This window comes from Streptomyces hesseae, from assembly GCF_031845785.1.
In the GTDB taxonomy this organism is placed as follows: Bacteria; Actinomycetota; Actinomycetes; order Streptomycetales; family Streptomycetaceae; genus Streptomyces; species Streptomyces hesseae.
This window is the reverse complement of sequence record NZ_JAVRFI010000018.1, coordinates 1-12,570: the sequence shown is the minus strand read 5'-3', so window position 1 is coordinate 12,570 and position 12,570 is coordinate 1. Positions and strand designations below refer to the sequence as shown.

10 protein-coding genes are annotated in these 12,570 nt (G+C 74.4%); 4 read left to right on the top strand and 6 right to left on the bottom strand.

All coding sequences use genetic code 11. The annotated features are described in order from the left end of the window. Positions 1 to 53 precede the first annotated feature (53 nt). Genes pucD through RM609_RS24065 form a run of 3 tightly spaced genes read right to left on the bottom strand, consistent with a single transcriptional unit; the run spans position 54 to position 3,794 of the window. The gene (gene pucD, locus RM609_RS24075) at positions 54 to 2,432 is read right to left on the bottom strand and encodes a xanthine dehydrogenase subunit D (protein WP_311613625.1); all 2,379 of its coding nucleotides are present in this window, start codon (positions 2,430 to 2,432) and stop codon (positions 54 to 56) included. A 4-nt stretch (positions 2,433 to 2,436) separates the two neighbouring features. Continuing rightward, positions 2,437 to 2,916: a (2Fe-2S)-binding protein gene (locus RM609_RS24070; protein ID WP_311613624.1), complete on the bottom strand. Its 480-nt coding sequence runs from the start codon at positions 2,914 to 2,916 to the stop codon at positions 2,437 to 2,439. Further along, on the bottom strand, positions 2,907 to 3,794 hold the full coding sequence (locus RM609_RS24065) for an FAD binding domain-containing protein (RefSeq protein WP_311613623.1): 888 nt from the start codon (positions 3,792 to 3,794) through the stop codon (positions 2,907 to 2,909). The genes RM609_RS24070 and RM609_RS24065 overlap by 10 nt, the downstream gene beginning before the upstream one ends. A 229-nt stretch (positions 3,795 to 4,023) precedes the next feature. On the opposite strand from RM609_RS24065, the gene RM609_RS24060 reads away from it, so the two are divergent. Together RM609_RS24060 and RM609_RS24055 are read left to right on the top strand one after the other, a co-directional pair. Continuing rightward, the gene (locus RM609_RS24060; RefSeq protein WP_311613622.1) at positions 4,024 to 5,706 is read left to right on the top strand and encodes a PucR family transcriptional regulator; all 1,683 of its coding nucleotides are present in this window, start codon (positions 4,024 to 4,026) and stop codon (positions 5,704 to 5,706) included. 194 nt (positions 5,707 to 5,900) lie between these two features. Continuing rightward, positions 5,901 to 6,668, top strand: coding sequence for a hypothetical protein (locus RM609_RS24055; RefSeq protein WP_311613743.1), 768 nt, complete (start codon positions 5,901 to 5,903; stop codon positions 6,666 to 6,668). Positions 6,669 to 6,789: 121 nt separating this feature from the next. Here RM609_RS24055 and RM609_RS24050 read toward each other — a convergent pair whose 3' ends face one another. Continuing rightward, positions 6,790 to 7,536, bottom strand: coding sequence for a GntR family transcriptional regulator (locus RM609_RS24050; protein ID WP_311613621.1), 747 nt, complete (start codon positions 7,534 to 7,536; stop codon positions 6,790 to 6,792). A gap of 118 nt (positions 7,537 to 7,654) precedes the next feature. Between RM609_RS24050 and RM609_RS24045 the strand changes: the two genes are divergently transcribed. After that, entirely contained in the window at positions 7,655 to 8,506 is an 852-nt protein-coding gene (locus RM609_RS24045; protein WP_311613620.1) for a (2Fe-2S)-binding protein, read from the top strand. Positions 8,507 to 8,691: 185 nt separating this feature from the next. Continuing rightward, entirely contained in the window at positions 8,692 to 9,750 is a 1,059-nt protein-coding gene (locus tag RM609_RS24040; protein ID WP_311613619.1) for a DUF2637 domain-containing protein, read from the top strand. A gap of 102 nt (positions 9,751 to 9,852) precedes the next feature. On the opposite strand, the gene RM609_RS24035 is transcribed toward RM609_RS24040, so the two are convergent. Together RM609_RS24035 and RM609_RS24030 are read right to left on the bottom strand one after the other, a co-directional pair. Then, on the bottom strand, positions 9,853 to 10,431 hold the full coding sequence (locus RM609_RS24035) for an ATP-binding protein (RefSeq protein ID WP_311613618.1): 579 nt from the start codon (positions 10,429 to 10,431) through the stop codon (positions 9,853 to 9,855). A gap of 166 nt (positions 10,432 to 10,597) precedes the next feature. Then, on the bottom strand, positions 10,598 to 11,902 hold the full coding sequence (locus RM609_RS24030; protein WP_311613617.1) for a protein phosphatase 2C domain-containing protein: 1,305 nt from the start codon (positions 11,900 to 11,902) through the stop codon (positions 10,598 to 10,600). Positions 11,903 to 12,570: the final 668 nt, after the last annotated feature.

Here is a 12,570-nt window from a genome sequence, read left to right as displayed (position 1 = left end):
TGGGGGCTGCACGACCCGGGGGACGGCCCGAGGCGATGGGGGGAGAAGGGAGATCAGGTGGCGGTCAGGTGTTCCGGCCGGACCGGGACCCGGGCGAGGGCCAGGCCCGTGGCCTGCCGGATCGCCGCCACGACGGCCGGTGTCGAGGAGAGGGTGGGGGCCTCCCCCACCCCGCGCAGACCGTACGGGGCGTGGTCGTCGGCGAGTTCGAGGACGTCGACCGGGATGGCGGGGGTGTCGAGGATGGTGGGGATGAGGTAGTCGGTGAAGGAGGGGTTGCGGACCTTCGCGGTCACCGGGTCGACAACGATCTCCTCCATGACCGCGAGGCCCAGCCCCTGTGTCGTACCGCCCTGGATCTGGCCGGTCACGGACAGCGGGTTGAGCGCCTTGCCGACGTCCTGGGCGCACGCCAGCTCCACGACCTTGACCAGGCCCAGCTCGGTGTCGACCTCCACGACCGCCCGGTGGGCGGCGAAGGAGTACTGGACGTGCCCGAAGCCCTGCCCGGTGCGCCGGTCGAAGGGCTGGGTGGGGCGGTGCCGCCACTCCTCCTCGACCTCGACGACCTCGCCCTCCAGGACGTCCACGAGCGTGGCGAGGACCTCGCCGCCGTCGGTGACCACCTTGCCGTCCTCCAGCATGAGTTCGGCGGTGGCCCACGCGGGGTGGTAGGTGCCGAAGCGGGCCCGGGCCAGCTCCAGGACCTTCTCCCGCACCAGCTCGCAGGCGTGCTTGACCGCTCCGCCGGTGACGTACGTCTGCCGGGAGGCGGAGGTGGAGCCCGCGGAGCCGACGCGGGTGTCGGCGGGGTGGATCGTCACCCGGGCGACGCCCAGCTCGGTCCGGGCTATCTGGGCGTGCACGGTGACCCCGCCCTGCCCCACCTCGGCCATCGCGGTGTGGACGGTGGCCACGGCCTCGCCGCCCACCGATTCCAGCCGGACGCGGGCGGTGGAGTAGTCGTCGAAGCCCTCGGAGAAGCCGACGTTCTTGATGCCGACCGCGTAGCCGATACCCCGGACGACCGATTCGCCATGGGTGGTGTTGGACAGGCCGCCCGGCAGCGCCCGGACGTCCGGGCCGCCGCCCGCCGACTCCCACTGCCGGGCCGGTGGCAGCGGCATCGCCTTGACGCGCCGCAGCAGTTCGGCGACGGGCGCGGGCGAGTCGACGACCTGGCCGGTCGGCATCACCGCCCCCTGCGCCATGGCGTTGCGGCGGCGGAGCTCGACCGGGTCCATGCCGAGCGCGGCCGCGAGCTTGTCCATCTGCGCCTCGTAGGCGAAGCACGCCTGGACCGCGCCGAAGCCGCGCATCGCCCCGCAGGGCGGGTTGTTGGTGTAGAGGGCGAGGGCCTCGATATCGACGTGCTCGACGACGTACGGGCCCACGGCGAGGGAGGCGGCGTTGCCGACGACGGCCGGGGAGGACGAGGCGTAGGCGCCGCCGTCCAGCACGATGCGGGCCGTCATATAGACGAGGTCGCCGTCGCGGGTCGCCCCGTGCTCGTAGCGGAGCCTGGCGGGGTGGCGGTGGACGTGGCCGAAGAAGGACTCGAAGCGGTTGTAGACCATCTTGACGGGCCGGCCGGTGCGCAGCGCGAGCAAGCAGGCGTGGGCCTGCATGGACAGGTCCTCGCGGCCGCCGAAGGCGCCGCCGACGCCGGAGAGCGTCATGCGGACCTTGTCCTCGGGCAGGCCGAGGACGGGGGCGATCTGGCGGAGGTCGGCGTGGAGCCACTGGGTGGCGATGTAGAGGTCGACGCCGCCGTCCTCGGCGGGGACGGCGAGCCCGGACTCGGGGCCGAGGAACGCCTGGTCCTGCATGCCGACTTCGTATTCGCCGGTGACGACGACGGCGGCGCGGTCCTTGTGGGCGGCGACGTCGCCGCGGACGACGGGCTGGCGGTGGACGATGTTGGGGTGCGGGACGTGGGGGGCGTGGTCGTCGGTGCGGCCGGGGTGGAGGACGGGGGCGCCGGGGGCGGTGGCGCTCGCCTCGTCGGTGACGACGGGCAGCGGCTCGTAGTCGACGCGGATCTTCGCGGCGGCGCGGCGGGCGGTCTCGGGGTGGTCGGCGGCGACGAGCGCCACGGGCTCGCCGTGGTGGCGGACGACGCCGTCGGCGAGGACGGGGGTGTCCTTGATCTCCAGCCCGTAGCGGGTGGCGGCGGGCAGGTCGGCGTGGGTGAGGACGGCGTGGACGCCCGGGGTGGCGAGGGCCTCGGCGACGTCGAGGGAGCGGATGCGGGCGTGGGCGTGGGGGCTGCGCAGCGTCACTCCCCAGAGCATGTCCTCGTGCCAGAGGTCGGAGGCGTAGGCGAATTCGCCGGTGACCTTGAGGGTGCCGTCGGGGCGGAGGGTGGATTCGCCGATGCCGCCCTTGGTGTCGCCTGCCTGGGTGAGTCCGGTGGGGGTCAGGTCGCGCATCGGGTCAGCCCTCCGCTCCGGTGCGGGCCGCCGCGAGGCGGACGGCGTCGAGGATCTTCTCGTATCCGGTGCAGCGGCACAGGTTGCCGGAGAGGGCCTCGCGGATGTCGGCGTCGGAGGGGTCGGGCCGGTGTTTGAGCAGGTCGTCGGCGGCGACGAGGAGCCCGGGGGTGCAGAAGCCGCACTGGACGGCGCCGGTCGCGATGAACGCCTGCTGAACAACGGAGAGTTCGCCGGTCTCCTGGTCGGTCAGGCCCTCGACGGTGTCGACGTCCCGGCCCTCGGCCTGGCCCGCCGCCACGAGGCAGGCACAGACGGGGATGCCGTCGAGGCGCACTGTGCAGGAGCCGCATTCGCCTTGTTCGCAGGCGTTCTTGGAGCCTGGCAGGCCGAGCCGCTCGCGCAGGACGTACAGCAGGGACTCGCCCTCCCAGACGTCGTCGGCCTGCTGGGTACGTCCGTTGACCGTGAACGTCACGCGCATCGCGTTTCCCCTTCCCCCGTCGTGTACGCGTCCCACACCCAGCCGAGGGTGCGGCGGGCCATGACGCCGACGGCGTGGCGGCGGTAGCGGGCGCTGCCGCGTACGTCGTCGATCGGGTTGCAGGCGCCCGAGCACAGCTCGGCGAACTGCCGTACGGCGGACGGGGTGATGGGGCGCCCCGAGTGCCAGAGGCCGTCCTCGTCCAGGACCGCGGCGAGGAAGTCCTCGGCGGCCCGGGCGCGGACCGGAGTGGGCGCCGCCGAGCCGATGCCGGTGCGGACCGTGCGGCTCTCGGGGTGGAGGGCGATGCCGAAGGCGCAGACGGCGATGACCATGGCGTTGCGCGTGCCGACCTTGGAGAACTGCTGTGGCCCGGTGGCCTTGCGGATACGGACGGCGCGGATGAGCTCGTCCGGGGCGAGGGCGTTGCGTTTGACGCCGGTGTAGAACTCCTCGACGGGGATCAGCCGGGTGCCGCGCACCGACTCCGCCTCCACCCGGGCGCCCGCGGCGAGCAGCGGGGGGTGGCTGTCGCCGGCCGGGGAGGCGGCGCCGAGGTTGCCGCCGACGCTGCCCCGGTTGCGGATCTGCGGGGAGCCGACGGTGTGGGCGGCGAGGGCGAGGCCGGGCAGCGGGGTGCTGAGCTCGTCGAGGACGCGGGTGTACGGGACGGCGGCGCCGAGGCGGATGTCGGGGCCGTCCTCGTCCCACTCGTGGAGTTCACCGATGCGGGTGAGATCCAGGAGGTGTGCCGGACGGCGGTGGTCGAAGTTGATCTCGACCATCACATCCGTGCCGCCCGCGATGGGCACGGCCGTGGGGTGCTCGGCCTTGGCGGCCAGCGCTTCCTCCCAGACGGCGGGGCGCAGGAATTCCATGGGCGGTCTCTTCTCGAGAGGATCGAGGGGGCTTCAGGTCCTGTGCGATGTCCTGTTCACGCGGCGCACCGCCAGTACAGCGACGTGTGACCGGCCCGGTGCAGTCACCGAAAACATGAAGCTGGTTGGCTGGCCAGGCCCCATGTCTTGTAGATTCGAACGAAAGACGGGATGCAGAAACCTCACTGCATTCCACGGGTTACCTGAGGACAGATCGGCGGCGACGAGGATGCGGCTGCGCGCACTGCTGGAGACGGACGCGCTGGGCCTTCGGCTGCTCGGCGGCGAGGACGAGCTGGACCGCACCGTACGCGGCGTGATGACCACCGACCTTCGCGACCCGAGCCGCTACCTGTCGGGCGGCGAGCTGGTGCTGACCGGCCTGGCCTGGCGGCGCGAGCCGGAGGATTCCGAGCGATTCGTACGGATCCTCACGGGGGCGGGCGTGGCCGGGCTGGCGGCGGGCGAGGCGGAGATCGCCTCGACCCCCGACGACCTGATCGCGGCCTGCGCCCGGCACCGGATGCCGCTGTTCTCCGTGAACGAGACGGTCTCCTTCGCCTCGATCACCGAGCACGTCGTACGGCAGGTCTCCAGCGAGCGCGCCGGGGACCTGGCGGCCGTCGTGGACCGCCACCGGCGGCTGATGACGGGCGGCCCGGCGGGCGGCGGCCCCGAGGTCGTCCTGGACCTCCTCGGCACCGACCTGGACCTGCGCGCCTGGGTGCTCTCCCCCACCGGCCGCCGGATCGCCGGCTCCTCGCTGGCGGACGCGGGCCCCGGCCTGTCCCCCGAGACGGGCGCGGCCCTCGCGGGCGAGCACCTGGCCGCCTCGCGCACCGGCCGGCGCGGCCCCCACCGGGTGACCACCGGCGGCAGCACGTACTCGCTGTTCCCCGTGGGCGGCACCGCCCGCGCGGCGTCGGCGGCCGACGTGCGCGAGACGGTTCTGTCGGACTGGCTGCTGGCCGTCGAGGCCGACGCGGGCGACTGGCCGGCGGAGCGCCTGGACCTGCTGCACGGGGTCACCCAGCTGATCGCCGTCGAGCGGGACCGCCGCGACGCGGCCCGCACGGTGCGCCGCCGGCTCGCCCAGGAGGTGCTGGAGCTGGTCCAGGCGGGCGCCGCGCCCGCCGAGATCGCGGCCCGACTGCGGGTGGCGGCCCCGGTGCTGCTGCCCGGCCTGGGCACCGCCCCGCACTGGCAGGTCGTCGTGGCCCGGGTGGAGTGGGAGGGCGGCGACGTCCCCGGCGGCCCGGTGGCGCAGGCGCTGCTGGAGGAGGTCCTGGTCGACCAGGACAGCACCGGCCCCGAGCCCACCGACCGGATCGCCGTCGCCCACACGGGCGACGAGGCCGTCGCGCTGGTGCCGCTGCCCGCCGTGGTCACCGGGCCCGACGAGCCGCTGACCGGCGCGGGCCTCCACGCCGACGCGCTGCTCGCCGCCGTCCGCGAGCCGCTGGAGCGCGGGCTCGACGGGGACGGGCGCCTCACCTTCGGCGTCAGCGCCGCCGTGCACTCCGCGGAGGGCCTGCGCGGCGCCCTGGAGGAGGCCCGGCACGCCCGCCGCGTCGCCGCCGCGCGCCCGGGCCGGGTGTGCGCCGCCGGCCACCAGGAGCTGGCCTCGCACGTCCTGCTCCTGCCGTTCGTCCCGGACGACGTGCGCCGCGCCTTCACGGCCCGGCTGCTGGACCCCCTGCGCGACTACGACCGGCGCCACCGCGCCGAGCTCATCCCCACTCTGGAGGCCTTCCTCGACTGCGACGGCTCCTGGACGCGCTGCGCGACGCGGCTCCATCTGCACGTGAACACGCTGCGGTACCGGGTGGGACGCATCGAGCAGCTGACGGGGCGCGATCTGTCCCGGCTGGAGGACAAGCTGGACTTCTTCCTGGCGCTGCGCATGAGCTGAGGACAGCCCCTCCCCGGCGACCAGATGAGCGGTCTCCCGCTCATGAAGCCGATCATCTTTGGGTAGCCTTCGCCCCGGAGTTTGTGAATTGGTTCACACCTGACCCTTGGCCGCGTGCGGTTCGCCGTGCTGTGATCGAGGCAGGCTTCCAGCTCGACGGCGCGCTTGGGGAGGGCACTGTGGCGGACACCGCCATGCGGAATTCTGGGTTGTCGGAGCCACACGTCCCGGGGGACGACCCCCTCGAACACGCCGTCTGGCGGCTGCGGTCGCGGGCCTGCTGGGAGGACGCCGCCGCATTGCTCGCACCCCGCGCCACGACCGAGCCGGGGGCCGCGCTGCGGCGGACGGCGGTGCTGATCGAACGGTGCGTGTTCACGGCGGAGGGCTGGGCCCCGGCGGAGGCCGCGCTCCGCGAGGCGGAGGCCCTCGCCACGGACGACGAGGAGCGCGGCGCGGCCGCGTGCGAACGCGGCCACCTCGCCTACGCGTCGACCCTGCTGGGCGTACGGGACCGGGCCGACGAGGCACGGTCCGCGCTGGGCCGGGCGGCGGCCCTGCTGGCCCCGCACTCACCCACCCGCCCGCTGCTGGACTTCCGCCGCGGCCTGATCGCCCAGCACCTGTCCGGCAACCCCTCCGACGCCACGGCCGTTTTCCAGCGCGCACACGCGGGGGCCGCCGCGCACGGGCAGCGGCTGCTGCTCTCCTTCACCTGGCGCCACGTGGCGGCGATGGCCGAGCACGACGGCGACCTCCCGGCGGCCCGGCACGGCTTCGCGGAGTCGCTGCGGATCCGCGAGGAGCTCGGCTACCTCGTCGGCATCGCCCCCGCCCTGGCCTCCCTCGCGGCGGTCGTGGCCGACCCGGAGGAGGCGGAACGACTGCGGGAGGAGGCGCGGCGGTTGGTGCGGTTGCTGGGGGGCGTGCCGGGGTGGCTGGCGGAGCGGCTCCGCCACTGACCGGCTGAGCACCGTCGCCGGGTGCGGCCCGGTGGGCGGTTTGTGCCCACCCTCCCCCAGCTACCGCTGGGAGGTGCCCCCAGCCCTGCGGAACGATTGCCCACAAACGGGGCGGCTCCCCCTACGCGGGGCCCGCGCAGTGACGCGTCACCAGCGCCTCGACCCCGGTCATGTCCCGCGCTTCCAGCGCGTCGAGCAGCCGCAGGTGCTCCGCCGCGTGCGCCGCGAGCCCACCGGCCGGCATCCCAGGGCACTGCGCCCGACGGTGCAGTTCCTCCGCCACGATCACCAACTGCCGGTTGCCGGAAAGTTCCAGCAGCGCCCGATGGAAGGCCCGGTCGGCCTCCGCGTAGGCCGCGCGGTCGCCCTCGGCGGCCACGGTGGCCGTGCGCTCGGCCAGCGGCCGCAGCTCACGCCAGCGGGTCGCCGGCACGGTGCGGGCGACCCGGAGCAGGGCGGGCACCTCCAGCAGGGCACGGACCTCCGCGAGCTCCGCGTGGTCGCGCTCGGTACGGCTGGCGACGCGGAAGCCCCGGTTGGGGACGACCTCGACCGCGCCCTCCAGGGCCAGTTGCTGCATGGCCTCCCGCACGGGAGTCGCGCTCACCCCGAAACGCTCGCCGAGCGCGGGCCCGGAGTAGACCTCTCCGGGCACGAGCTCACCGCTGACGAGCGCCTTGCGCAGGGCGTCGAGCACCTGCCCCCGGACGGAGTAGCGCTGTGGGACCCGGGGTGCGGGGCGGGCGCCCGGGGCGTAGGCGTACTCGCTCTCGTCATGGGTGTGCTCACCCCGCGCGCTCGGCGTGGCCTGCGCGGGTACACCGGTATACGGCCGCGATACTGCGCTGTGGGGTCTGCCCTGCTCCATTGAGGTCCTCCTGGTGTCCCATCCGAACCATAGGCGGCGAATCCGGCAGTTCAAACCCCGATACGGCTGGGTAAGGTTAGGCTTACCTGTTTACGATCGGGATTCGGTGGTCCCCTCGATGTCCGCTGCCTCGGCTGCACCTCCCTCTTCCGCCCCGTCCGTCTCCCCCGTCGCGGACGCATACGCCCGGCTGACGGAGGCCCTTCCCGCGATCACCGTCCGGTGCGGACCGCCCGGCCGGGGCGAGGGCTGGGTGACGGCCGCGGAGCTCGCCGCGGGCGGCCCGGCACTGGACGCGTTCCTCGCATGGGACGAGGCGCAGGTACTGCGCGAGTACGGGCAGGAGCCCCGCCCGGACGTCGTCGCGAGCTTCGGGCTGCACCGCTACGCCTGGCACGTGTGTCTACTGTTCACCCTCCCGTGGTTCCTCCACCGCCGGGTGCCCCGGCTGCCGGTGGAGGCGGTGTCCCTGCACCGCGCCTCGGGGCGGATCACGGCGGACGTCGCGGCGTTCGCGTGCCTGCCGGGCGACCCGGCGGCCGGACACCCGCACGCCGTGACCACTGCGGACGAGGAGTCGCTGCGCGCCGAGCTGCGCTCGGCCGTGGCGGCCCATATCGAGCCACTGCTGACGGCGTTGGGGCCGCGCATGCGACGCGGTGGGCGTGCCCTGTGGGGCATGGTGACGGACGAGACCGCCGAGGGGCTGTGGCACGTGGGGCGGCTACTGGGCGAGGAGCGGCGGGTCCGGCACGAGCTGGAGCTGCTGCTTCCGGGGAACACCGCCCCGTACGTCGGTGACGCGGCCTTCCGCGAACTGACCGGCCCCCGGGGCGAGAAGCTGCTCACCCGGGACCGGGCGAGCTGCTGCTTCTTCTACACCCTCCGCCCCGAGGACTCGTGCGCGACATGCCCACGCACCCTCGATGCCGTCCGCATCGAGCGGCTGTCAGCCGACCGAATCGACTAAGCCACTCGATCGAGTGGATTGTTAGAACTCAATTCACTTACTGCTGGCGGGCGTTCGAATTCATTCGTCGCTCTCCGTATATCCTTGCCGTCCATTGGCGGTGAGTTACCGCGAAACCCCTTGGCATCCGGCGCGAGTCCGTCAGGATGGCGCGCGAAACGCCGTACTGCATGCAAGGGACGAAGATGAGAGTGACCGACATACCGCTGAATTGGGCGCTCCCCAGTGCCGTGGCGCTCATCGGGGCAGTGGTGGCGGTGACGGTGTACACGCGCGGCCGGAACGCCGTCCGGGAGGACGGGGCCGCCGGCACGGACTCCTGGGAGCGCAACGAGGAACGCAGACGCCGCAAGGAAGCCCTCTACGGCAGCGCCTCGTACGTACTCCTCTTCTGCTGCGCAGCGGTCGCCGCGGCCCTCTCCTTCCATGGCCTGGTCGGCTTCGGGCAGCAGAACCTGGGGCTGACGGACGGCTGGGAGTACCTGGTGCCCTTCGGTCTCGACGGCGCCGCCATGTTCTGCTCGGTGCTGGCGGTGCGCGAGGCGAGCCACGGCGATGCCGCGCTGGGCTCCCGGATGCTGGTGTGGACGTTCGCGAGCGCGGCCGCCTGGTTCAACTGGGTGCACGCGCCGCGCGGGCTGGACCACGCGGGGGCTCCGCAGTTCTTCGCCGGCATGTCGCTGTCGGCGGCCGTGCTCTTCGACCGGGCGCTCAAGCAGACCCGCCGCGCGGCGCTGCGCGAGCAGGGCCTGGTGCCCCGCCCGCTGCCGCAGATCCGGATGGTGCGGTGGCTGCGGGCACCCCGGGAGACCTTCGGCGCCTGGTCGCTGATGCTCCTGGAGGGCGTACGGTCGCTGGACGAGGCCGTGGAGGAGGTCCGCGAGGACAAGCGCCAGCAGGCCCAGCACCGGATGCGCCGCCGGGAGGCCGGCAAGCTGGAGCGCGCCCGGCTGAAGGCCTACAACCGGCAGCACCGGATGTGGCCCCGGGTCCGCGGCGGACGACAGGTCGAGGTGACCGGCCCGGCCGTGCCGGCCGCCCCGCAACCCGCCCAGATCGGCTCGCAGGCGGGGCCGGAGCCCTCCATAGTCGAGCCGGGGCAGCTTCCGGTACGTTCTCGCCCGCTGCAGTCGGTGGACAGGCCAGTCCCCATCGACCTCACAGCGGAGGACGACACCCAGGCCATCCCGCGGCTCGACTCACTGGAGGAGAAACTCGCCCGGATCGAGCGGCAGTTCGGCTGACGAAGCCGGCACCGCCGACGATCGTCACAGCGGCCCCGGAGCCCTGATCCGCCTCATGGAGGCGGATCAGGGCTCTTGTGCGTTTCAGGACTCTTGCGCGCCTCAGGGCTCCTGCGCGTCCAGCTCGAACCAGACGGACTTGCCCACGCCGTGGGTCCGCACCCCCCAGCCGTCCGCGAGGGCGTGGACGAGCAGCAGGCCCCGCCCGGAGGTGGCCGCCGTGTCCACGTCCGCCTCTCCCCCGCCGCCCCGCTCGCCGTTGCGGCCCCGGGGGCCGATGGCGGGCGCCCGTAGCGTCGGATGGCGGGCGAGGAAGTCCCGCACCTCCACGCGCAGCCGGCCCTTGACGGACGCGGCCGGACCGCCGGTGAGGCGGGCGGTGACCACGGCTCCGCCGTCGGTGTGCACCAGGGCGTTGGTGACCAGTTCGCTCACCAGCAGCTCGGCGGTGTCGGCCCGGCCCGGGGCGCCCCAGCGGGCGAGCAGCGCGCGCAGCCCGGCGCGGACGTCGTGGACGGCCGCCAGATCCTTGCCCCGCAGTCGTCTCTCCCAGTGCGGTGCCTGAGGCGCCTGAGTCGCCGCACCGGATTCACCGGATCCCTCCGTCGCGGTGCCTTCCGCGGACCCTTCCCTGCCCTCGCGCCGCTCCGCGCCCGTCCAGTGTGCAGTCCGCCTATTCATCCCTCGCCGACCCGACCCCTCCCCGGCGCCCCGGCCTCGAACACGCTCACGGCAAATGCATGCCCCAAGGCCGTCGGGTCGACGCCTGTTGACGCGTCAACATGGTTATACGACCGGAATCCCGAAGCCTGTTGTGCAGCCCGGGAATTGCTGCGTCAAGGGACTCCTAGCCCTCCCAGACCGCGCAGGCCGTACGGTCGTCGGCGTACCCCTTCACCCTCAGCTGGACATCCGCCAGGAACTCGGCCAGCCCGGGCGGCTCCGGCCGGGCCCACCGCTCGGCCAGCCGCACGCCCAGCTCCGCCTCGCCTCGCAACGGATCGGCCAGGCCCGCGCTGCACAGCAGCAGGGCGTCGCCGGGCCGGGCGATCGAGGCGCGGAAGCGGAAGGGCTCGGAGGGCACTTCGGCGGGGTCGATGACGGGCGCGGTGCCGGGCGTGGGGATGCCGAGGTCGACGGTGATCCGGTCGGCGACGTCATAGCCCGCCAGCGGCTCCGCCTCCGCCTCGGCGGCGGGGGTCCGCGGCTCCGGGTCCAGGTCCTGCCAGGTGCCCTCACGCAGCCGGAAGAGCCCGCCCGGGCCCACGCCGAAGAACACGCGCGTCCGGCAGCGCATGTCCACGGGAAGGAGCAGACAGCGCAGCCCCGCCGTGTACTCGGCCGGCCGCAGGCCCAGTTCGCCCGCGCGGACGCGCAGCCGGCCGTACGTACGGTCCGTCAGCCGGTGCAGCCCGGACTTGAGCTCGTCGCGGCGGCCCGCGTGGATGTCCTCGACCAGCCGGGCGTGGCTGCGCCCGACCGCGCCGCCCAGCCAGGCGCAGATCTCCCGCGCCGCCCGGTGGGCGCCCTCCGCCGCACGGGCCCCGCTCGCCATGGCGACGAGCAGCAGCGCGTCGTCGCCCGTGCCGAAGCGCGCGGTCAGCAGGGCGTCCCGGCGGGGCTCGCCCCGGAAGCGGGCGGAGTCCCCGCGCAGCGAGCCGGCCCGCAGCGTCATCGCCCCGTACCGGGCGCCGTCCAGCACAGTGTCGGGCACGAGGTCCTCCAGCCCGCCGGGGTCCGCGGGCGGCCAGGAGGTCGGCTCGGCCTCATAGGTGGGCGGCCGCCGCCCCACGTACTCGGGGGTGCGCAGCCGCGCGCCGTTCCGGCGCGGGGACCCGGCGACGGGCGACCGCTCGGGCGGGGGCAGTTCGGAGGCCTCGGTGGTCTCCAGGGCGGTGCCGGGGGCGGCCGCCGTCCGGGAGAGGCCGGGGATGCCGGAGAGCCCGTGGTAGTCGGAGAGGTCGGGGAGCTCCGGCAGCTCGGGGAAGCCGGGCGGCTCCGGGGCATCGGGGGTGCCGGGGCCGCCCGGGCCGCGTTTGCGCTTGGTCAGCTCCGCGCGTTCGGCCGGGCCCGGGTACCGGTCCGGTTCCGCGCTCGCGAGGGTGTCGCGGTTGTCGGTGACGCCGGGCGGTTCCGGGGGGTCCAGGGGCACCGGCAGAGGGGGAGGAGGCGGGGAGACACGGGTCCTGGGGTCGGGGGGCGGCGGACCGTCGGGGAGCCGCTCCGGCCCTACGGGCGCGGTCAGTTCGGGAGGCGGTGGCGGGGGCTGCCGCCGGGGGACGGCCGGAACGGGCAGGGCGGCATCCCTGGAGCGATCGGCTCCGCCGGTGCCGTTGGTTCCACCGGTGCGGTGGGGTCCGGCGGAGCCGTTGGGCGCGATTGCGCCGTTGGGCCCGGCGGAGTCGCGCGCTCCGCGACCGGCGCGCCCTCCGAGGCCGCCATTGGATCCGACGTCGTCGCTCGCCGCGAGGCGGCCGTTGGGCTCAAGGCCGTCGCCCGCTCCAAGGCCACCGCCGCGCCCGAGGCCCCCGTTCGCCGCACGGCCGTCGTTGGGCCCGAGAGCGCCGCTCGATCCAAGGCCACCGCTGGGCCTGTGACCGCCGTTCGCCGCACGGCCGTCATTGGGGCCGAGACCGCCGCTGGGTCGGGGGTCACCGCCGGAACGGGGGCCGCCCCTGGATCCATTGGCCACGGCCCCGGCCGTGCCGTTGGCCGCGCCCGCGCCCGTACCGTTGGCCCCGTTCGTGCCATTGGCCGTGCCCGCCCCGGAGCCGGCCCTGCCGGAGCCGTTCGCGCCGTTGACGGTGGGGGGCTCGGGGC

Excerpts from the sequence above, each read along its gene's own strand:
- pucD (WP_311613625.1), bottom strand. The coding sequence starts at position 2,432 with ATGCGCGACCTGACCCCCACCGGACTCACCCAGGCAGGCGACACCAAG.
- RM609_RS24070 (WP_311613624.1), bottom strand. The coding sequence starts at position 2,916 with ATGCGCGTGACGTTCACGGTCAACGGACGTACCCAGCAGGCCGACGAC.
- RM609_RS24065 (WP_311613623.1), bottom strand. The coding sequence starts at position 3,794 with ATGGAATTCCTGCGCCCCGCCGTCTGGGAGGAAGCGCTGGCCGCCAAG.
- RM609_RS24060 (WP_311613622.1), top strand. The coding sequence starts at position 4,024 with ATGCGGCTGCGCGCACTGCTGGAGACGGACGCGCTGGGCCTTCGGCTG.
- RM609_RS24055 (WP_311613743.1), top strand. The coding sequence starts at position 5,901 with ATGCGGAATTCTGGGTTGTCGGAGCCACACGTCCCGGGGGACGACCCC.
- RM609_RS24050 (WP_311613621.1), bottom strand. The coding sequence starts at position 7,536 with ATGGAGCAGGGCAGACCCCACAGCGCAGTATCGCGGCCGTATACCGGT.
- RM609_RS24045 (WP_311613620.1), top strand. The coding sequence starts at position 7,655 with ATGTCCGCTGCCTCGGCTGCACCTCCCTCTTCCGCCCCGTCCGTCTCC.
- RM609_RS24040 (WP_311613619.1), top strand. The coding sequence starts at position 8,692 with ATGAGAGTGACCGACATACCGCTGAATTGGGCGCTCCCCAGTGCCGTG.
- RM609_RS24035 (WP_311613618.1), bottom strand. The coding sequence starts at position 10,431 with ATGAATAGGCGGACTGCACACTGGACGGGCGCGGAGCGGCGCGAGGGC.